Here is an 18,924-nt window from a genome sequence, read left to right as displayed (position 1 = left end):
CCTTAATGAATTTTGCTGCCCAGGGTCACCACGCCGTCTGCTTTCTCGCAGCCCAGCCAACTGGTCCACCCCAGGCGACAGTCGTTCTTCTCACCAATGCGCAGTTCGCGGATTTCTTCCGGGCGCAGCACCAGGCGAATGTCGTAATCGAGCGGGTCACGCAAGGTGAACCGCACCAGCGCGCAGAGCGGCTGGTAACCGAAACCGATGGGCAGGAATTCGTGGAAGCGTTCCCAGTCGAGTTCGGTGATGTGAATGCGGAATTTGCCGCTGCGATCGCGCACGCGTTCGCCCAGCACCAGGTCTTCACCGAGCACGCTGTTGGCGAAGCCGAGGCGGTTGCGCTGTTCTTCGAGGATTTCCACGCGGCGCTCGATGCACTGCTCGATGACCAGGTCTTCGTGCTTGAAGTAGTAACGCAGCACCGCTTCGATCAGCGCCGCCGAGTGCGCCCGCAGACTGAGCAGGCCGAGGTACGGCAGCAGGCGTTTCCAGTTCAGCTCCTTGGCCTTGCGGATCTCGTCGCCGCCGAGGCCGATCAGGGCGAACAGCTGCGAGGAGAACGGGTCGACCGCGCCGCTCTGGAAGCTCGCGCGGTAACGGTATTTGCGCCAGATCGGCAGCATCAGCCGTTGCAGGCGATGGTGGAACAGGTCGAGGAAGTTGCGCGTCGGGTTGCCGTCTTCGCTGTCGCCCAAGGCCTGCTCGCCATAGAACGCCGGCAACGGTGAACCGGAACCGACCAGACCGATCAGGTTGAACCGCAGGCGCGCGCGCATCTGCCCGTGCTCTTCGAAAAACTCCACGCGATCGACGTCGCTGCGCGGAAATCCGAGGCTCGGGTTGGCCTGGAATTCCAGCTGGTCGTACAAATCGTCTTCGCTCAGGTACGGGTGCGCATCGCGCAGCCGGTCGATCACCAGCAGCACGGCCTGAAACAGCGAGTACTCGCGTATTACCTTCGTCAGCCCGCTTAAAGCAGGGGCTGCAGGCCCATACGTGGTGTCCATTGGTACACCTCTCCCTGTGTGCTTTTTACCCGCAGCTCATGGAATGAATTGAGACTGGCGTAAAGCGCGAAAAACTCGTTGAGAACCGAGGCGAAGACGAACAGGTCGCCCTCACCGATATACCCTTCCGGGTCGATGGTCAGTTCGGTGCGCAGACCGCGTACCGGCAGACCCCGGTGCAAGCGGTCCACGTGGTGATGCTTGATGTGCTTGAGGCCGCCGAGCAGGCGTTTGCTGACCTTCTCCGCGTGCTGGTCGTAGTAGCGCGGCAGGTCGTAGGTTTCGAGAATCACCTTGAGTGCATTGACGTCGGCCAGCGACAGATAGTTAAGCGACATGTTGCTGATCAGCTTCCACAGGAAGTCACGGTTCAGCGGCGGCGCGAAACTGGAAGTGGCCGGGGTGATGTTGCGGAAACTCAGGAACTCCGGCGTTTCTTCGCAGGCCATGCAGATCTGCCCGAGCTTGAGTTTGCGCGGCAGGTTCTGGTTGGTGCAGACCAGCTCGATCGACAGGGTTTCATGGGCTTCGGTGTGGCGGATGCCGAAGCTCAGGTAGGTGTCGAGGCCGTCGTGCAACAGCGACGAACGCTGGCGGATGCTGTAATGCGGACGGCTGTTGGGCACGTCGAAACTCGGGTCGTGCTCGAAGGATTCGAACGGCACGTACTCCTGATAACCGAGGCCGCCGGGTTTCCAGCCGGTTACGGTTTCCACCGAGAACACGCCGCAGTTTTCCAGATCGTATTCAGCCGGCAGCAGCAGGTATTCGTCCTGTTTGCCGTCGAGGCGGATCGGCAGTGCGTCGTGCTTGAACAGATTGACGATCGGCGTGCAGAACAGCTTCACGTTATCCAGGGTCGGACGCATGCGCATGATGCCGCTCTTGCGGATGTCGAAGCGCAATTCCAGGCCGCGCATCTGCTTGAGGGTGTCTTCCGGCAGCGCCTTGAGGATGTCCAGACCGTGGACATCGACAAACAGGAACTTGTCCTGGAAGGCGAAATATTCCTGCAGATAGCGATAGCCCCGGAAGGTGTTCAGCGGATACGGGATCAGCGCTTCTTCTTCGGCGAAGCCCACTGGTTTGACCCGGTCACCCGGAATCTTGAACGCCATCGGCTTGCCGCTCACGCCATCGATCGGCTTGCCGGCTCCGTCAAGCGGGATCAGTTCGATACCGTCGAGGTTGCGCAGCAGGCTCAGGTAGAGCATCTGGCTGATATAGCGCTCGCCGGCAAAGTGCAGGCGCAGTTTGCTCAGCTCCAGCTCGCCGAGGTGTCCGTCGGCACTCATCTCAAGACGCAGGCTTAGCAGCGAACCGTCACCCTTCACCGAGTAGTTGAGCGCGGCCAGATCCAGGGCCATGACTTCGGTCGGGTAGCAGGTGCGGAAGCGGCAGCGCACGTCTTCGATCGGCACGCTCTCGATCGGCGTGTCACGCTCGACCTTCAGCGCCGGCCCGGAACGCTTGAGCGGGTCGAACTGCAGAATGCTGAACGCCGGCAGCGGGCGCATGTAGTTCGGCCACAACAACTGCATCAGCGAATGGCTGAGCTCCGGCAACTCGTCATCGAGCTTCTGGCGCAGCCGCCCCGTCAGAAATGCAAAGCCTTCCAGCAACCGCTCCACATCCGGATCCCGCCCGGCCTGCCCCAGGAACGGCGCCAACGCCGGACTACGCTCGGCGAAACGGCGGCCCAGTTGGCGCAGTGCGGTGAGTTCGCTTTGGTAGTAGTGGTTAAAGGACACGGGTTACCTGCCTGGTAGTGGAACTCATGAAAAAAAACAGTGCTTTATAACGAACGCTGAGTTCAATCATTCCCAATGACTTCATAAGGGGTATTGCTGATAAAACGGTTGAGCCAATGCGTTTTCCATTCCGGCATGCGAATGCCGAAGTGCTGATCACGCTTGTAGAAATCAATCCAGACAATTCCCACAACCCCTGCGTCTTCGTGAGAGCGCATGTCCACTGAGCTACGGTCATACAAAGGAGAGCGAAATACTGCATTCGAATCTCTTTTGTCGGTAATTCGCAAGTAAGCCAGGTCATCAAAAGGTACGAGAGGGCCTCTGACGGAAACATTTTCAATAAGATAGTTCCCTGACTCACTAAGTACAGAACTGCTGGCTTCGCGCTCCAGCATACTTTTCAAGGAAATAATAAAAACACTGATCGCAACAATCAGGAAAAAGAGTACCCATGCATGCCTTCTGATTCGCATCAACTTCTCACCAGCTCAATGGAAACAGGAGCGATACTTTCGTAAAAAATATCGGAAAAAAGCTTGAAGTCCCCACCTTTACCGTGAAGCTTTCTGTATTCCACAAAATGTTTGTTTTGAATAAAGAAAAATCGCTTGTTAGCCATTTCCACAAACCGCTTTTCTGACGTTTCACTCATCCCAAAAATGGATGACTGCATAATCCCGGCGGTTTCTTGATCAATCGCTATATTCTGCGCGTTGGCCTCGACAACTCCGGCGACACCATCGAAATTCCAGTACCCGAGCGGCTGGCTGATGAAATCGTCACCGTCATTAAAGTCATAGTTGTCTTCGACGTAATAGCCCAAGCGGTCTGCAACAAACACGATTTTTTTGTCAAAGACGTTTACAACGCCTTCGGCGATAACGCGCATGTTGAAATTCGCCAATGCCCCACGCAACTCGTCCAGCTCACCGCCACCCATCTGACTGAACGTAACGGCGCGTGAGTTGAAGTAGCCAAACTTCTCGGCTGCACGCCCCTTGCCATTGAACTTTACTGGATAACAACCAGGCCCGGACTTGCCAAACGCCCGCAAGATATTTGTCTTGATTTCAGGCATGGCTTTTTCGTTATTCCATGCCCCTTTCAACTCTTGTCGAGTATCACTGGGCTTCTTGAACTTAAGCACCCAGTCCATCTTGACTATATCTTCCTCAATATATTGCTCAGGCATTGGCCGGGCGTGTTCTTTCTCCTCTTTCTCCATCCCGCCACTGGCATTTTTCCAGGGTTCACCTTTAAACCAATGGCGCATTAGTGCTGCAGCCACGGGCCACTTCATCTTATCCATCGCAGCTGGGATATCGCTCACTTTGAAATGGCGCACGACGGTAGATTTTCCAGTTTTATTGCTCGCCGGAGTCAAACTAGATGCCACTACTGTGTCTGCCATTTCAGAATCCTCAACTCACACCAGAATCAAAAGTTCATTTCCAGAAACCAGCCTGGCGTTCAAGCAATCATTACTTCTGTTTGCTGCTCAATCACCAATTCCAGGGCTTCAGCTTGATCTGAAGAAATTTTCTGGGTCTTGCCATCGGCACCGGTAACGCCGTTGATGATTTTTCCTGAAGCGGTTTTCAGCGTGTATGCAACGCCAGCCAGTGGTTTCCCGGTGTCCTGACAATTGATTACGAAGTGCTCGTTGAACGGCCACTGAATCTCCACCGGCAACGGCGGCACAAACGGCGCCGGCGAATGCGAATTGCCGATAATCACCGTCCCGGATCCAGCCGTGACTTTATTGCCATGAGATCCAACCGAACCGACCGTGGCGGCCGGTTTGCCGTTGATCAGAACCGTGGTCGCCAGATCGCCGACCATCGCACCACCACACGCGGAGGCATCGCCTTCGCGGGCGGCCGCGAGGCCGTCGAAGAACACGTCGCCGGAACCGGCGGCGATCGGGTTGGTGCCGTGGCCGGGGAGCGGGCAAGCAGTGGGGTCGGATACGCGTGCTGCAGGTTTGCCAGACATCGGGGTTCTCCTTAGTTGACCTTCACTTGACCGCTGCCATCCAGGCGCGCGGAGAAACTGACCTGACGCTTGAAACCCTCGACTTCCAGCAGGCCTTCGATGCTGAAGGCCAGGCGGAGCTGATCGTGGTCACGCGGCAGGGAAATGACACGCACGTTGCTCAGGCGCGGCTCGTAGGCTTCGATGAAGCTTTCGATGGCCAGGCGGGCCTGACTCAGGGAGTCGTGCAGGCTCAGGCGCATGTCATTGAGATCGGGCAACCCGTAGTCGGACAGCGTTTGCACGCTGCCGGCCCGGGTGCTGAGCATTTTGGCCAGATGGGCAGCCACCGACGCCATGGCCGAAGCCTCGAGGCTCCTGCCCTTGCGTAGTTCCGCGTCGCCGTTGAGGCGTTCGAAAAGGCTGCCGTATCCGTCCATGAGTCGCTCTTACTCTTTGTCCAGCTTGCCAACCAGCGACAGGGTGAAATCGGCACCCATGTACTTGAAGTGCGGACGCACGTTCAGGCTGACGCGGTACCAGCCCGGCTCGCCTTCAACGTCGCTGACGATCACTTGCGCAGCGCGCAGCGGACGACGGCCACGCACTTCGGCACTCGGGTTTTCCTGGTCGGCCACGTACTGGCGGATCCACTTGTTCAGTTCCAGCTCGAGGTCGGTACGCTCTTTCCACGAACCGAGTTGCTCGCGCTGCAGCACTTTCAGGTAGTGAGCCAGGCGGTTGACGATCATCATGTACGGCAGTTGGGTGCCGAGTTTGTAGTTCAGCTCTGCAGCCTTGCCTTCTGCGCTGATGCCGAAGAACTTCGGCTTCTGCACCGAGCTTGCGGAGAAGAACGCCGCGTTGTCGGAGCCTTTACGCATGGTCAGGGAGATGAAGCCTTCCTCGGCCAGTTCGTATTCACGACGGTCGGAAACCAGAACCTCGGTAGGAATCTTGGTTTCGATTTCGCCCATGCTTTCGAAGTGGTGCAGAGGCAGGTCTTCAACCGCGCCGCCGCTCTGTGGGCCGATGATGTTCGGGCACCAGCGGAATTTGGCGAAGCTGTCGGTCAGCTTGGTGCCGAACGCGTAAGCGGTGTTGCCCCACAGGTAGTGCTCGTGGCTGTTGGCAACGTTTTCCTTGTACACGAACGATTTGACCGGGTTTTCTTCCGGGTCGTACGGGTTACGCAGCAGGAAACGCGGCACGGTCAGACCAACGTAGCGGGAGTCTTCCGAGGTACGGAAGCTCTGCCATTTGGCGAATTGCGGGCCTTCGAAGTGATCTTTCAGATCCTTCAGGTCCGGCAGACCGGTGAAGCTTTCCAGGCCGAAGAATTTCGGGCCGGCGGCGGCGATGAACGGTGCGTGGGACATGCAGGCTACGCTGGACACGTACTGCATCAGCTTCACGTCCGGCGAGCTTGGGGACATGTAGTAGTTGGCAATGATCGCGCCAACCGGCTGACCACCGAACTGGCCGTATTCAGCGGTGTAGATGTGCTTGTACAGGCCCGACTGCATGACTTCCGGCGAGTCTTCGAAATCGTCCAGCAGGTCTTCTTTGGAGACGTTGAGGATTTCGATCTTGATGTTTTCGCGGAAGTTGGTGCGGTCGACCAGCAGTTGCAGCCCACGCCACGACGATTCCAGGGCCTGGAAGTCCGGGTGGTGCAGGATTTCGTCCATCTGACGGCTGAGCTTGGCATCGATCTCGGCGATCATGCGGTCAACCATGGCTTTCTTGACCGGCTCACCGTTGTTCTGCGGCTTGAGCAGCTCTTCGATGAACGCCGACACACCGCGCTTGGCGATGTCGTAGGCTTCGTCGTCCGGCGTCAGGCGGGTTTCGGCGATGATGCTGTCGAGGATGCTGTATTCGCCGTTTTCTGCGGCGTTCTGTTGTGCTGCGCTAGTGCTCATTGTGTTGGCTTCCTTGGCTGCTGGAGTCTCAAGCGTCCGGAGCTGCGGCGTTCAGGCCCAGCTCACCGAGTACGCGACCGCGGGATTCATCGTCGGCGAGCACGCCTTCGATGGCTTTACGGAACGCAGGTGCGTTACCCAGCGGGCCTTTGAGGGCCACCAGCGCGTCGCGCAGTTCCATCAGTTTTTTCAGCTCGGGCACTTGCTCGACCAGACTGGCCGGGTTGAAGTCCTTCATGGAGTTGACGCGCAGTTGCACAGCCAGCTCGTCGGCCTCGCCATCTTCCTGCAGACGGTTCGGCACGCTCAGCGTCAGACCCAGCTCTTGCTTGGCCAGCACTTCGTCGAAGGTCATCTTGTCGATGCTGATCGGCTTGCGATCCTCGATCTTGCGATCGTCCTTGCGGTGGGTGTAGTCACCGATTGCCAGCAGCTTCAGCGGCAGTTCAATCTCTTCCTGAGCACCGCCGGTGGCGGGTTTGAAGGTGACGTTGATGCGTTCCTTGGGGGCTACCGAGCCTTCTTTGGCCATGGCTTTTCTCCTTGCGGTTGTGGCCCTGGGGCCTATTCGAGTACCACTTCGAGGTCGAGGTGGCACAGCCTGCGATAAATCTCTTCCTTGCGTTCACGTACGGCATGGTTCTGCGGTAACAACTCGCAGCAACTGTGCAGCAGGTGCAGCACTTCCAATGCAAGATCGGGCTCCCAGGCGTGCAGACCTGAGTCCTGTAATGTCTGATCGAGGGTTTCGAGCTGGTTCTTGGCCAGCTCGTATTTCTTGGCCAGGAAACACAGCCGCGCGAGGGCGAACTGCCAGAAGAAGCGTTCGCGGCCGCCGTGCGCCGATTGCAGGCCCTGCTTGAGGAGCTGAACTGCGGGCTTGAGGCCTTCCTTGCGCAGGATCGGCTGGACTTCTTCGAGGGCCTTTTCCCAGGCCGGCTGGGTTTCGGCGTTCTCGGTCTCGACCTTGCGCGGCGCGCTGGCGCTTTGCAGGTGCGGCATGACGTTGCCGGCGATCCACGCCCGGGTGGACGGATCGGCGAACGGCGCGCCGTCATGGAAACGCAGCTCGATGATGCCGGGCAGGCGTTGAATCAAAAGCGCGAAGTGGATTTCCACTTCGCGCATGGCCAGCTCGGCGTTGAGGTTCTGGAGACATTCCCAGACCATCCTCTGGCCATCGAACCAGAACGGCGCCTTCGCCAGGCTCGCCTCCAGTTCCACCAGCAGGTCGGCGTATTTGCCCTGATCGAAACGGTCCTGATACTGCTTGAGCTTGTCCACCGGCAACCCGCGCAGCACGGTGATCTGCTCGGCGTTGCGCTCGGGCACCGCGTCGATCGTCATCCACAGCAAGGTGCGGTTGAGGCGCAGGGCGCGCAGGTCGGTGGCTTTCTGCTTGAGCCACCAGGCGCACAGCGGGCGGGCGCTTTCCTGCTGGGCGCGCAGGGCCTTGTGGGCTTCTTTCTCGTTGTCGATCGGCGCGCCGGGCGCCAGCAACTGGCTGGCGGCCTGCTTGACCTGCGCCACCGCCGCCCCCACCACACCGGGTGCCGGCTGGTTGTCGGCGGCGCGCTGGATCATGGTTTTCAGGCGGCGGGAGAGCGGCAGCAGCAGCGGCGCATCATCGCCCAGATGCTCGGTGCAGGCGGCGTCGAGACCGGACAGATGCTCGGACAACTGCCGGAACATCGGCAGCTGTTCCTTGATCGCGATGTTCTCGGTGATGACCTGCTCAAGACGCGGCACCAGCCAGCCGATGGCGGCGGCCCGGGTGCGGGGTTTGAGCGGGTGAACCTCGGCCCAGTGGTTTTCCGACAAATGGTGCAGAAAACCGAGGCCGGCCAGCAGGCCGGGGAAGGATTCACGCTGGTACAGCGACCAGGTCAGCCAGGCGCCGACACGTAAATCCTTGGATTGGGTACGCAGGAGGTTTTCGCTGTTTTCGCGAATTTTCAGCCAGTCGATCTGCCCGCTTTCGTGCATCGACGAGGCTTTGGCCAGCTCGCTTTCCAGGGCCTCGAATTCGCTCGAGAAACGAACGTCTTCGCCCGCAAAATTCTCTTTGGAAACAGAGACTTTAGCGAGTTCGAGGTAATGGGCGGAAAGTTTGCTTGAGTAGGACATCCATGGCCTTTATCAGGATTACGGTCGTGCGCCTATTGGAGTTGCAGCGGCGCGGGACAGTATCGAAGAGCAGTCGGAAGACTCATCCAATTGAGTGTTTGCTCTTTCAAGTGCGCGCATCGTAATCACTATGATGGCCACTAGCAAGCATCCGTTTAAACAACAAGACGAACTGTTCATTGGGCGGTGTAGGAGATCGCCCTATATGTGACAGGGGTTTCCCTGATGTCCCTTTATATTTCACTTTTTCGCGTATCCATTCCGAAAGCATTGGTCCAGAGCGGCCGGCACGCGGCATCGAGAACATCTGCACGCTCGTTCCACAAGTAAGCGGCGAAAGCATGACAAACCCCGAAAAAATTTGAAGTAGGACGCTTCCGAAAATACACCGCCTTTTATTAACAAATGACTGGCGACAACAGACACCATTAAAAGTGCCATCAATTTGATGGCATTTATATGTTTAATAGTCCTGAATCCTTGCCTGCATAAGACTATTACGCAGGATTCCAATCATTCGCCGTCACTTTCTCACAGCCATTTCCCACAATTTCTACGTTGTTTTACAACCCGGAAAGCTCCGACTTAAACAAGCGATCCTTCTTACATAAATCTGTTTAACACCTTGTTAGCGTGCCGGCCAATGTTCGCGTGCGCTGACCAGGGAGGGTTTCGACATCACGCCGTCTTCCCCTCTCTGCTTAAGGACAAGCGTATGCCTGGAGCTGTCAGTTCTGCGCACTTTGCGCTGCAGATTCCTGCCGTTCGCAACGATTTCAAGGTGCTGGCCTTCGAAGGCACCGAGACCATCAGTACCCTTTACTCCCTCCACATCGAACTGGTCAGTGAAGACCCCGACTTCGATATGGAAGGCTTGCTCAGTCAGCCTGCCTTCCTGCAGTTCGGCCTCAACGGCGAAGGCATTCACGGGCGCATCGAAGATGTGTTGGCGGGTGAGTCGGAAAAACGCCTGACCCGCTATCGCCTGACACTGGTGCCGAGCCTCCACTATTTGCAGTTCAGTCACAATCAACGGATATACCAGGAGCAGACTGTCCCGCAGATCATCACGCTAACGCTCAAACGACATGGCATCCTCGCCGATGCGTTCACCTTTCATGTCCAGCCCCTCGCGGCACGGGAGTACTGCACCCAATACGGCGAAAGTGATTTCGAGTTCATTCAGCGCTTGTGTGCCGAAGAGGGCATCGCCTGGCATCACCAGCACTCCGCGCAAGGCCATTTGCTGGTGTTCACCGATGACGCGGTGTTCCTCCCGACTTTGCGCGCCACACCCTATCGCCGGGATAGCGGGATGGTCCCGGAATATCCGGTGGTCAGCAGGTTTTCCTTGCGCGCCGCCGCTCGGACAAGCCGGGTCACGCGACGCGACTATGACCTGAGGCGACCGACGCTTTTACTCGAAAGCCGCTTCAGCGCCGGATTCACGCCGACACTTGAGGACTACCGATACCCGCTGCTGCTGGAGAACGAAAAGCGCGGCAAGCAGCTGGCCCGTCAGGCTCTGGAACGCCATCGCGCCGACTATGAATTGGTCGAGGGTCAAAGCAACCAACCGACCCTGCGCTGTGGCCATCTGCTTGAACTGACCGAACACCCTCGTCAGAAATACAACGGTCTGTGGCTGCTGCTCGGTGTCACCCACACCGGACGGCAGCCGCAAGTTCTGGAGGAGTCGGCCAGCAGCGAAACTCAATCGGCGGACGGTTTTACCCAAGGCTATCGCAACACCTTCCGCGCGATTCCTGCCGAAGTAGTGTTCCGCCCGCCACTGCCCGCACGCCGGTCACCGCTGGTCAGCCAGACCGCTCGAGTAACCGGCCCCAAAGAGGAAGAGATCTACTGCGATGAGTTCGGTCGCGTAAAAGTCGAATTCCACTGGGACCGAGCCGAATTAAACAGTGAGCGCAGCAGTTGCTGGGTGCGGGTGTCGTCGAGTTGGGCCGGCAACGGTTTCGGTGCCATCACCCTCCCCCGCATCGGAATGGAAGTGGTGGTGACCTTCGTGGAAGGTGATCCCGACAAGCCGCTGATTACCGGCTGCGTGATCAACAAGGTCACCCCTGCACCCTACAAACTTCCCGAGCACAAGACCCGAACCGTGTTGCGCAGTCGCAGCTCGCCTGACACCGGCGGCTACAGCGAATTGACGATTGAAGACCGCGCCGGTCAGGAACTGGTTTACCTGCGCGCCCAGCGCGACATGGAGCGGCAGGTTCTCCATGACAGCCGGCTGGCGGTCGGGCGCGATCGATGGGAAAGCATCCAGGGCAGTAGCCAGACGACGGCCGGGAAAATCATCACCGTCGAGGCGGGCCAGCAGGTGCAGATCAAGGCCGGCGCCAGCGTAGTGCTGGAGGCCGGCGCCAGCATCACGCTGAAGGCGGGCAGTCACCACATCGTGATCGACAGCGGCGGGATCTTCAGCAGTACCGAGATGGTGGCGAGTGGAAAGACGTCCGCCAGCGGAGCCGCTGATCATCCAGAAGCCGCGATGGCGGGTGCCTTGGCCGCAGGACCAGCAACTGCTTCCACTCAAGCAGCGGAGGAAGGAGAACTCGAAGAAGAGGAGGAAGAGGTCGAACTGGAAGACGAGTTACCTGCTGGCATCACCTTGCGGATCGGCGTGTTTTTCGATGGGACGGGGAACAATCTGTTCAACAGCGAACAGGTGAAGGGCTGCTATGCGCGGGATGTGAATCTTGAGGAGGAAGCCGAGGACATTCGACAGTTCTGCCAGATGCATGGGTATGACGGACAGGGCAATGTGCCGGATAACAGTTATGGGAATGATGCGAGCAATGTGGCGAAGTTGTATGGGTTGTATAGAGATGATCAGAACCGGCAACTATCTGAGGACGAAACTATCGCGTACATCCCGATCTATCTTGATGGCATCGGTACAAGCACCAATCAGGACGACTCGGTTTTTTCGCAGATGACCGGCACAGGTGCACAAGGTGTATTGGCGAAAGTCAAACAGAGCCGAGCGCGCATCTTTGAAGGAATTGATATTTTCAAGTCGGAAAACCCAATCCGGAAGGTTAAGACAGTTCAGTTCGACATCTTCGGCTTCAGTCGCGGCGCGGCTGCCGCGAGGAATTTTGCCAATGAAGTGATGAAAGGCGAACAAAGTCCACTGGCACAGTTAATACCGGCAAACTCGTCATTGTTCCTTGAGGGTTTCACTTGGCGGACGAACATTGACGTCAGCATCAACTTCATCGGCATCTTCGACACCGCTGCCGCCATAGGCAGCATGGCTGACGGCGATTTCAGCGTCCATGACGCCAACAACCCCGGCGTCAATCTGTATCTGGCGCCGGACATTGCAAAGAAAGTTGTGCACCTGGTTGCCCGGGACGAACGCCGCCACAACTTTTCGCTCAACAGCGCCGGAAACGCCGACATTGTGTTGCCGGGCGTCCACTCCGATCTGGGCGGCGGATACTTACCGAATCTTGTCGAACGGGTACTGCTGAGCAAGCCGCGCTGCAGTCGCGACGTGGACTTTAATACCCCTTCGTCTTCGACCAACGCTTATCGATTGGCCGAGCAAGAACTCGGCAGGCTTCAGGACCAACTGCATTTCTATGGACTGACGCTTCAAGTCAAAACCTGGGCGGTGGAAACGGCCAGCAACGTCAAGGGTGATCGGCGCAAATCAAAAAATGTCTATGCAGCGGTCTACAGCGAACGAGTCGTGCGCAATGACCTGTCCCTGATTTACCTGCGAATCATGCGGGAGTTGGCGACCAGGCACGGGGTCGAGTTCCAGACAATTGATGAAGAAGATCAGAAATAGGTGTTACCAGAAGAGCTGAAAGATATCGCCAAGAAACTGATGACTTATGCGCTGGGCGAAACCCGCACTATCGATCTGAGCCTGAACGAGCAAGCGTTACTCGCGCAACACTACATTCATCTGTCATCCAACTGGAATGCTGCGAAAGGACTCAACGAATCCGGGCTGAACATCCTGTTTATCAATCGCCCCGCCGACAAGTCCGCTCGTGTGGTGCACCCCAATGCGTGAGAACTCGTACATGCTCAAGATTGTCTTCGCTCTGACATTGGCTGTTTTGCTGGGCGGCTGCGCGTTCGCCGACAGAAAATCACTGCCTTACGACGGCTGGATGCTCAGATTTTTTGCTCCCGATTACATGGAGGTCTGGATCGAAACTGCCGACGTTGTGGACGTCAACAAGCGCGTGTTTCGAGGCGCAGCCTTTGGAATTCCGGCCATTTCCTACCCTCGGCCACTCAGTAAAGGTGTACCCACCAAGTTCCGGGGGAAACCAATTGGGTGGCCGGAACATCCCGTAGGCAAAGGCCGATATGTCACGGGCGCCGCACTGCCACGTCTGGTCTACGTGCGCTGGCAATCCATGGCCGAGCCGCAAACCTACGAAGCCTACATAGAGATTCCGGAGTCGGCGCGCCAAGTTATGCTCAAGAGTGAAAAAGCTTTCTGTGGGGCAGACGGCAAATGGATCACGGATTACCGAAACATGGTGATCATTGGCCTTGTGCCCGGCGGCATCGCCAAGGTCTGGCTGGGCGGCCAGTGTCTTCGGTCAACTGAAATCATGCGAGTCCAGGCCACGATCAACCCCAAAGGCCCCTACGATGGGAGGTCCAACGGAAGACATCGACAGCTCCATGAGGAATCCAAGGCCTACATCGAAAAATACGGTATCCCATATAACAGTTGGTGAAGCCCGCAAGAGCCTTCGTCGTCATGTCATCGATACCTCGACAAGCTAGATGCCATCCAGATTAAGAAGCTTTGTACTATTTAACCGTAGCAAGAAAAGGCACCGCATTCATGACAGATCGACTCCATGATAGATCAGGACTTCTCCGCAAATATTGTTGGGTTGTCGTGGTAACTCTCGCGGTAAATATCTCCGTTCGAGCTGAAGGCTGTGTTGGGTTTGGATGCGCAGTAAACGGCGGTCCCCTCGAATTCTCAATGCTGACTGGGATTGGTTTTCTCTACACAACGGTCAGGCCGATCATTACAACCTCAGAGGCCAGTGACGACGGTCCGTCGAAACACTACACCCAGGCCTTGATAGATGATGCTGCAGCGCATCTGGCAACTGACGGCGTTCATGAAGGTCCCATACTGGAGTCTGAATGGCGCGATTACCTGAAACAGTATGGACCTCAGGCAAGCAAGAAAGAGTTTGCCAGGATGGTATTGGCTACCTATGGCTGATCCGGACGAAATCATCGAGCACAAAAAATGGGCATCCGACCGCAATCGGTATGCCCATTTTTCATGCAGCGCGCCCGGCTGACCGGGCGTTTACCGCCATTATGGATTGACGCTGTCTTTCAACGATTTGCCTGGCTTGAACGCTACAGTGTTGCTGGCCTTGATCTTCACCGGTTCACCGGTCTGCGGGTTTTTGCCGGTGCGGGCACCGCGGTGGCGTTGCAGGAAGGTGCCGAAGCCCACCAGCGTGACGCTGTCCTTGCGGTGCAGGGCGCCGGTGATTTCTTCGAGAACGGCGTTGAGAACGCGGTTGGCCTGCTCTTTGGTCAGATCCGCTTTTTCAGCGATTGCAGCGGCGAGTTCTGGTTTACGCATTAGTGAAGCCCCTTTGACGGTTTTTTGTTGTTATGTCCGTGCTGTTCTCGTTGGAACAGCGCCCAAGGCGCCGCAGGCTCTACTCTGCGGCAGACGGGAGTGAGGATGGCACGCGGATAAGGGCGGCGCCAGTCTCCCCGCGACCTTTGTGGGGGCAAAAGCGGGGTGATTCCGACAGAACGACCGGTATTTACGCCAGCAAGGCCGGAAGCTGTTTGTTCAGCGCAAGTTTTTCTATCACCGCCGTGCCGGTCAGGGCATAACCGAGCAATTGCCCTTCGGCGTCGTGGCACAGCACCTTGATGTCAGCGCCCTGCCCTTCGACCGTCCAGACGCCTTCGCGGCCCCGTGGCGGCGGGGAAACCACCAGCGGGCAGACCGGGGTTTTTACGGTGATCGGCATCGGTCCGTAGTTCACCATGGTCGGGTTGCCGGCCAGGGTCTGTGCCAGCGCTCGCGCACAACTCATGAGGGGCATGACGTACAGAAGATTCAGCCCGTCGACCTCGGCGCAGTCGCCCAAAGCGTAAATGTTGGCGTGCGAGGTTTGCAGATGACGGTCGACCACCACGCCGCGATTGGTCTGGATGCCGGCGGCCGCCGCCAGATCGATCCGCGGGCGCAGGCCGATGGCCGAGACCACCACATCGCACGGGACAACCTGACCGTCGGACAGGTGCGCTTCCAGCCCATCAGCGACTTTTTGCAGGCGGGTCAGCACCGGGCCGAGGTGGAAACGTGCACCGAGGCTTTCCAGCCCGGCCTGCACCGCAGCCGCCGCAGCGGGATGCAGCAGGGTCGGCATCACCTGCTCGCACGGTGCAACCAGTTGCACCTCGTAGCCACCCAGAATCAGGTCGTTGGCGAACTCGCAGCCGATCAGCCCGGCACCGAGCAACAGCACCCGACGCTTGCCGGCGGCCGCCGCGCGAAAGCGCACGTAGTCTTCGAGATCGTTGATCGGGAACACCAGATCCCCGCCGTCGCCTTCGATCGGCACACGCACGGTTTCCGCGCCCCAGGCGAGGATCAAGTCGCGATAGCTCACCGCTTCCTCACCGATCCACAGCCGCTTGTGGCCCGGATCGATGCCGCTGATGCGGGTATGGGTGCGGATCTCGGCCTTCAACTGCTCGGCCATCGCGCCCGGCTCGGCCATGCTCAAGCCGTCGGCGTCCTTGTTCTTGCCGAAACCGGTGGAGAGCATCGGCTTGGAGTAGGAGCGACCGTCATCGGCGGTAATCAGCAGCAACGGGGTTTCGCCATCGAGTTTGCGAAACTCGCGGGCCAGGTTGTAACCCGCAAGCCCGGTGCCAATGATGACGACAGGTGCGCTCATGCCCTACTCCTCAGTGTTTTCTCAGTTGATTTCGATCATTTCGAAGTCCATCTTGCCGACGCCGCAGTCCGGGCACAGCCAGTCTTCCGGCACGTCCTGCCACAGGGTGCCCGGCGCAATGCCGTCATCCGGCCAGCCGTCGGCTTCGTTGTAGATCAGGCCGCAGACCACACATTGCCACTTTTTCATTCAGGTACTTCCTCAGGGTTCAGGCTTTAGCCGGCGCGGACGGTCGATGGTGCAGCGTTGCCGTCCGGCTCAGGGCGTTTTGTACTGATCGGGCCGGGCAGATGCAAGCCTGTTCGGCGCAGCGGCGACCCGGATCAATCAAACTCGCGGCTCGCCATGGTAAGCTCGCCGCCTCATTTGCTGCCAATAATGACTCATTGTGCAACACACAAACGCTCCGCTGTGGCGCCCGCAAAGCGAACTGACACCCCTCCCCGACACATCCACGCTCGACTGGCTGTTCGATGAAGGCTCCCTGACCCGCCGGCTGACGCGCCTGTCCGATGACGGCTTCAGCGTCACGCCGCTGTTCGAAGGCTGGCAGACCCTGCGCGACGACGAATGCGCCGCGCTGGACCTGGCCGAAGGCAGCGAGGGCTGGGTGCGCGAGGTGTATCTGCGCGGGCATGGCGAGGCCTGGGTGTTCGCCCGCAGCGTGGCGTCGCGCAGTGCCTTGCAGGGCGACGGCTTGCACATGGATGAACTGGGCAGCCGCTCGCTGGGCGAACTGCTGTTTTGCGATCACGCCTTCCAGCGTCGCGCCATCGAAGTCTGCCATTACCCGAAACACTGGTTGCCGGAAGGCTCCCAGGCTGCCGGCCTGTGGGGACGGCGCTCGCGGTTCGACCGTGGCGCCTTGAGCGTACTGGTGGCGGAGATTTTCCTGCCTGCGCTGTGGGAAGCTGTCCGCGCCCGTCCGGAGAACTGCTGATGTACCAAAGCCTGCTCAAATCCCTGAATCGCTTGAACCCGCGCGCCTGGGACTTCATCCAGCTGACGCGGATGGACAAGCCGATCGGCATTTACCTGCTGCTGTGGCCGACGCTCTGGGCCCTGTGGATTGCCGGTAAAGGCTCGCCATCGCTGGCCAACATCGTGATTTTCGTCCTCGGCGTGATCCTGACCCGCGCCGGGGGTTGCGTGATCAATGACTGGGCCGACCGCAAGGTCGACGGCCACGTCAAACGCACTGCGCAGCGACCTATTGCTGCCGGCAGGATCAGTTCGAAAGAGGCGCTGGTGTTCTTCGCGCTGCTGATGGGCGTGAGTTTCCTGCTGGTGCTGTGCACCAACGCCGCGACCATCTGGCTGTCGCTGGGCGGTCTGGCGCTGGCGTTCACTTATCCGTTCATGAAGCGTTACACCTATTACCCGCAAGTGGTGCTGGGCGCGGCGTTCTCCTGGGGCATGCCGATGGCGTTCACCGCCGAAACCGGTGAGCTGCCGGCCACCGCCTGGCTGCTGTGGATCGCCAATCTGCTGTGGACGGTGGGCTACGACACTTATTACGCGATGACCGACCGCGACGATGACCTGAAGATCGGCGTGAAATCCACGGCGATCCTGTTCGGCGATGCAGACCGGGCGATCATCCTGACCTTGCAGGCGCTGTCGCTGGGCTGTCTGGTGCTGGCGGGGTCGAAATTCGAGCTGGGAATCTGGTTCCACCTCGGCTTGCTGGTAGCCGCCGGGTGCTACGCCTGGGAATTCTGGTACACCCGCGACCGGGACCGGATGCGTTGCTTCAAGGCGTTCCTGCACAACCACTGGGCCGGGCTGGCGATTTTCATCGGGATCGTGCTGGATTACGCGTTGCGCTGAAACACAAAACCTGTGGGAGCGAGCTTGCTCGCGAAAGCGTTGGGTCAGTTGCCACATAGGCTGACTGAAAAGACGCCTTCGCGAGCAAGCCCGCTCCCACAGGGGATTTGCGTTTATTTGTGCTCGTGAACCACGTGCCACACGTCCTTCATCTTGTCGCCGGTCATATCGCCCGGCTTGGCATCTTTCACGAAGGTGTACAGCGGCTTGCCGTCGTAGGCGTACTGCATCATGCCGTCATCGCGTTTGATGACTGTCCATTTACCTTCAGCCTTGGCATCTGCCGGCGCCATCAACGGCGGCCAGTTCTTGGCGCAGTCGCCGTTGCACATCGACTTGCCGCCACTGTCCTTGTCGAACGTGTAAAGCGTCATGCCCTTGTGGTCGACCATCATGCCGTCTTTCATCATGGCCGGCTCGGCCGCCATCGCCAGTCCAGGCAAGGTCAGGGCGGCAGCCATCAGCAAAGCCTTAAAGGAAGCAGTCATTTGAGTCATGGAAACCTTCTCTTGTGGTTGTCAGGATTCGGACTTAAAGCTTAGTTCAGGATTCGCACAATCGCCGCCGGACTAAAATACTGTCACACGACTGCAATAATTCCGTTATCTAATGCGGCGCAAGACAGTTAAATGACAAGAGGATTAAGGCATGGTTGGCAGGAGCATTCTGATCGTCGACGACGAAGCGCCCATTCGCGAAATGATCGCCGTTGCGTTGGAAATGGCCGGCTATGACTGCCTCGAGGCAGAGAACTCGCAGCAGGCCCACGCCATCATCGTCGACCGCAAGCCGGACCTGATCCTGCTCGACTGGATGCTGCCCGGCACCTCCGGCATCGAGCTGGCCCGCCGCCTCAAGCGTGACGAGCTGACCGGGGACATCCCGATCATCATGCTCACCGCCAAGGGCGAAGAGGACAACAAGATCCAGGGTCTGGAAGTCGGCGCCGACGACTACATCACCAAACCGTTTTCCCCACGCGAACTGGTCGCACGCCTCAAGGCTGTGCTGCGTCGCGCCGGCCCGACCGATGGCGAAGCGCCGATCGAAGTCGGCGGCCTGCTGCTCGACCCGATCAGCCATCGCGTGACCATCGACGGCCGCCCGGCCGAGATGGGCCCGACCGAATACCGTCTGCTGCAATTCTTCATGACCCACCAGGAGCGCGCCTACACCCGTGGCCAGTTGCTGGATCAGGTCTGGGGCGGCAACGTCTATGTTGAAGAGCGCACCGTCGACGTGCACATCCGGCGCCTGCGCAAGGCCCTCGGCGATGCCTACGAAAATCTGGTACAAACCGTGCGCGGCACCGGCTACCGGTTCTCCACCAAGGCCTGAGCCGAGC

Annotated in this window: 20 protein-coding genes; 7 read left to right on the top strand and 13 right to left on the bottom strand. The window is 58.6% G+C overall.

Going from position 1 to position 18,924, the window contains the following annotated elements; genetic code table 11:
* Positions 1-2 precede the first annotated feature (2 nt).
* The 9 genes from tssG to tssA form a co-directional block, all read right to left on the bottom strand.
* Positions 3-1,010 carry a type VI secretion system baseplate subunit TssG gene (gene tssG / locus ACTJK9_RS27660; protein ID WP_039765146.1) on the bottom strand — a complete coding sequence of 336 codons (1,008 nt, stop codon included), beginning with the start codon at positions 1,008-1,010 and terminating at the stop codon, positions 3-5.
* Positions 974-2,761, bottom strand: a complete 1,788-nt coding sequence (gene tssF / locus ACTJK9_RS27655; protein ID WP_011336593.1) for a type VI secretion system baseplate subunit TssF — start codon at positions 2,759-2,761, stop codon at positions 974-976. Before tssF ends, tssG begins: the two co-directional genes overlap by 37 nt.
* Positions 2,762-2,823: 62 nt before the next feature.
* Entirely contained in the window at positions 2,824-3,237 is a 414-nt protein-coding gene (locus tag ACTJK9_RS27650; protein WP_221398349.1) for a hypothetical protein, read from the bottom strand.
* Entirely contained in the window at positions 3,237-4,175 is a 939-nt protein-coding gene (locus ACTJK9_RS27645) for a DUF6402 family protein (RefSeq protein ID WP_440817505.1), read from the bottom strand. The genes ACTJK9_RS27650 and ACTJK9_RS27645 overlap by 1 nt, the downstream gene beginning before the upstream one ends.
* A 59-nt stretch (positions 4,176-4,234) precedes the next feature.
* Positions 4,235-4,759: a PAAR domain-containing protein gene (locus ACTJK9_RS27640; RefSeq protein WP_440817502.1), complete on the bottom strand. Its 525-nt coding sequence runs from the start codon at positions 4,757-4,759 to the stop codon at positions 4,235-4,237.
* Positions 4,760-4,770: 11 nt separating this feature from the next.
* Positions 4,771-5,178 (bottom strand): type VI secretion system baseplate subunit TssE, encoded by a 408-nt coding sequence (gene tssE, locus ACTJK9_RS27635; protein WP_039765135.1) that lies wholly within the window; start codon positions 5,176-5,178, stop codon positions 4,771-4,773.
* A 9-nt stretch (positions 5,179-5,187) separates the two neighbouring features.
* Positions 5,188-6,663 (bottom strand): type VI secretion system contractile sheath large subunit, encoded by a 1,476-nt coding sequence (gene tssC, locus ACTJK9_RS27630; protein ID WP_011336600.1) that lies wholly within the window; start codon positions 6,661-6,663, stop codon positions 5,188-5,190.
* 28 nt (positions 6,664-6,691) lie between these two features.
* Positions 6,692-7,195, bottom strand: a complete 504-nt coding sequence (tssB, locus tag ACTJK9_RS27625; RefSeq protein WP_003229587.1) for a type VI secretion system contractile sheath small subunit — start codon at positions 7,193-7,195, stop codon at positions 6,692-6,694.
* Between the two features lie 32 nt (positions 7,196-7,227).
* Positions 7,228-8,790 (bottom strand): type VI secretion system protein TssA, encoded by a 1,563-nt coding sequence (tssA, locus tag ACTJK9_RS27620; RefSeq protein WP_440817498.1) that lies wholly within the window; start codon positions 8,788-8,790, stop codon positions 7,228-7,230.
* Between the two features lie 715 nt (positions 8,791-9,505).
* Between tssA and tssI the strand changes: the two genes are divergently transcribed.
* From tssI to ACTJK9_RS27600, 4 genes are all read left to right on the top strand, one after another.
* Positions 9,506-12,616 (top strand): type VI secretion system tip protein TssI/VgrG, encoded by a 3,111-nt coding sequence (gene tssI / locus ACTJK9_RS27615; RefSeq protein ID WP_440817495.1) that lies wholly within the window; start codon positions 9,506-9,508, stop codon positions 12,614-12,616.
* Positions 12,617-12,847, top strand: a complete 231-nt coding sequence (locus ACTJK9_RS27610; protein ID WP_440817492.1) for a hypothetical protein — start codon at positions 12,617-12,619, stop codon at positions 12,845-12,847. It begins immediately after the preceding gene.
* A gap of 10 nt (positions 12,848-12,857) precedes the next feature.
* On the top strand, positions 12,858-13,529 hold the full coding sequence (locus tag ACTJK9_RS27605) for a DUF2931 family protein (protein WP_371857696.1): 672 nt from the start codon (positions 12,858-12,860) through the stop codon (positions 13,527-13,529).
* A 257-nt stretch (positions 13,530-13,786) separates the two neighbouring features.
* Positions 13,787-14,035 (top strand): hypothetical protein, encoded by a 249-nt coding sequence (locus ACTJK9_RS27600; protein WP_178076481.1) that lies wholly within the window; start codon positions 13,787-13,789, stop codon positions 14,033-14,035.
* Between the two features lie 99 nt (positions 14,036-14,134).
* Here the strand turns inward: ACTJK9_RS27600 and ACTJK9_RS27595 are convergent, their stop codons facing one another.
* From ACTJK9_RS27595 to ACTJK9_RS27585, 3 genes are all read right to left on the bottom strand, one after another.
* Positions 14,135-14,410: an HU family DNA-binding protein gene (locus ACTJK9_RS27595; RefSeq protein ID WP_003213368.1), complete on the bottom strand. Its 276-nt coding sequence runs from the start codon at positions 14,408-14,410 to the stop codon at positions 14,135-14,137.
* Between the two features lie 190 nt (positions 14,411-14,600).
* The gene (locus ACTJK9_RS27590) at positions 14,601-15,749 is read right to left on the bottom strand and encodes an NAD(P)/FAD-dependent oxidoreductase (RefSeq protein ID WP_440817488.1); all 1,149 of its coding nucleotides are present in this window, start codon (positions 15,747-15,749) and stop codon (positions 14,601-14,603) included.
* 21 nt (positions 15,750-15,770) lie between these two features.
* On the bottom strand, positions 15,771-15,938 hold the full coding sequence (locus ACTJK9_RS27585; protein WP_007954349.1) for a rubredoxin: 168 nt from the start codon (positions 15,936-15,938) through the stop codon (positions 15,771-15,773).
* Positions 15,939-16,137: 199 nt separating this feature from the next.
* On the opposite strand from ACTJK9_RS27585, the gene ACTJK9_RS27580 reads away from it, so the two are divergent.
* On the top strand, positions 16,138-16,689 hold the full coding sequence (locus tag ACTJK9_RS27580; RefSeq protein ID WP_085612417.1) for a chorismate--pyruvate lyase family protein: 552 nt from the start codon (positions 16,138-16,140) through the stop codon (positions 16,687-16,689).
* Complete coding sequence (gene ubiA, locus ACTJK9_RS27575) at positions 16,689-17,579, top strand: 4-hydroxybenzoate octaprenyltransferase (protein ID WP_440817485.1); 891 nt, start codon at positions 16,689-16,691, stop codon at positions 17,577-17,579. Before ACTJK9_RS27580 ends, ubiA begins: the two co-directional genes overlap by 1 nt.
* Positions 17,580-17,692: 113 nt before the next feature.
* Here ubiA and ACTJK9_RS27570 read toward each other — a convergent pair whose 3' ends face one another.
* On the bottom strand, positions 17,693-18,076 hold the full coding sequence (locus tag ACTJK9_RS27570) for a COG4315 family predicted lipoprotein (protein ID WP_007954346.1): 384 nt from the start codon (positions 18,074-18,076) through the stop codon (positions 17,693-17,695).
* A gap of 151 nt (positions 18,077-18,227) precedes the next feature.
* Between ACTJK9_RS27570 and phoB the strand changes: the two genes are divergently transcribed.
* Entirely contained in the window at positions 18,228-18,917 is a 690-nt protein-coding gene (gene phoB, locus ACTJK9_RS27565; protein WP_003229608.1) for a phosphate regulon transcriptional regulator PhoB, read from the top strand.
* Positions 18,918-18,924 lie beyond the last annotated feature (7 nt).

This window comes from Pseudomonas sp. 22082 (genome assembly GCF_052046055.1).
GTDB classification, from domain to species: Bacteria; Pseudomonadota; Gammaproteobacteria; order Pseudomonadales; family Pseudomonadaceae; genus Aquipseudomonas; species Aquipseudomonas pharyngis.
This window is presented reverse-complemented; position numbering and strand designations above follow the sequence as displayed.

Bases quoted from the DNA above. Each gene is read 5' to 3' on its own strand.
- tssG (WP_039765146.1), bottom strand. From the start codon at position 1,010: ATGGACACCACGTATGGGCCTGCAGCCCCTGCTTTAAGCGGGCTGACG.
- ACTJK9_RS27650 (WP_221398349.1), bottom strand. From the start codon at position 3,237: ATGCGAATCAGAAGGCATGCATGGGTACTCTTTTTCCTGATTGTTGCG.
- ACTJK9_RS27645 (WP_440817505.1), bottom strand. From the start codon at position 4,175: ATGGCAGACACAGTAGTGGCATCTAGTTTGACTCCGGCGAGCAATAAA.
- ACTJK9_RS27640 (WP_440817502.1), bottom strand. From the start codon at position 4,759: ATGTCTGGCAAACCTGCAGCACGCGTATCCGACCCCACTGCTTGCCCG.
- tssE (WP_039765135.1), bottom strand. From the start codon at position 5,178: ATGGACGGATACGGCAGCCTTTTCGAACGCCTCAACGGCGACGCGGAA.
- tssC (WP_011336600.1), bottom strand. From the start codon at position 6,663: ATGAGCACTAGCGCAGCACAACAGAACGCCGCAGAAAACGGCGAATAC.
- tssB (WP_003229587.1), bottom strand. From the start codon at position 7,195: ATGGCCAAAGAAGGCTCGGTAGCCCCCAAGGAACGCATCAACGTCACC.
- tssA (WP_440817498.1), bottom strand. From the start codon at position 8,790: ATGTCCTACTCAAGCAAACTTTCCGCCCATTACCTCGAACTCGCTAAA.
- tssI (WP_440817495.1), top strand. From the start codon at position 9,506: ATGCCTGGAGCTGTCAGTTCTGCGCACTTTGCGCTGCAGATTCCTGCC.
- ACTJK9_RS27605 (WP_371857696.1), top strand. From the start codon at position 12,858: ATGCTCAAGATTGTCTTCGCTCTGACATTGGCTGTTTTGCTGGGCGGC.
- ACTJK9_RS27600 (WP_178076481.1), top strand. From the start codon at position 13,787: ATGCTGACTGGGATTGGTTTTCTCTACACAACGGTCAGGCCGATCATT.
- ACTJK9_RS27595 (WP_003213368.1), bottom strand. From the start codon at position 14,410: ATGCGTAAACCAGAACTCGCCGCTGCAATCGCTGAAAAAGCGGATCTG.
- ACTJK9_RS27590 (WP_440817488.1), bottom strand. From the start codon at position 15,749: ATGAGCGCACCTGTCGTCATCATTGGCACCGGGCTTGCGGGTTACAAC.
- ACTJK9_RS27585 (WP_007954349.1), bottom strand. From the start codon at position 15,938: ATGAAAAAGTGGCAATGTGTGGTCTGCGGCCTGATCTACAACGAAGCC.
- ubiA (WP_440817485.1), top strand. From the start codon at position 16,689: ATGTACCAAAGCCTGCTCAAATCCCTGAATCGCTTGAACCCGCGCGCC.
- ACTJK9_RS27570 (WP_007954346.1), bottom strand. From the start codon at position 18,076: ATGACTCAAATGACTGCTTCCTTTAAGGCTTTGCTGATGGCTGCCGCC.
- phoB (WP_003229608.1), top strand. From the start codon at position 18,228: ATGGTTGGCAGGAGCATTCTGATCGTCGACGACGAAGCGCCCATTCGC.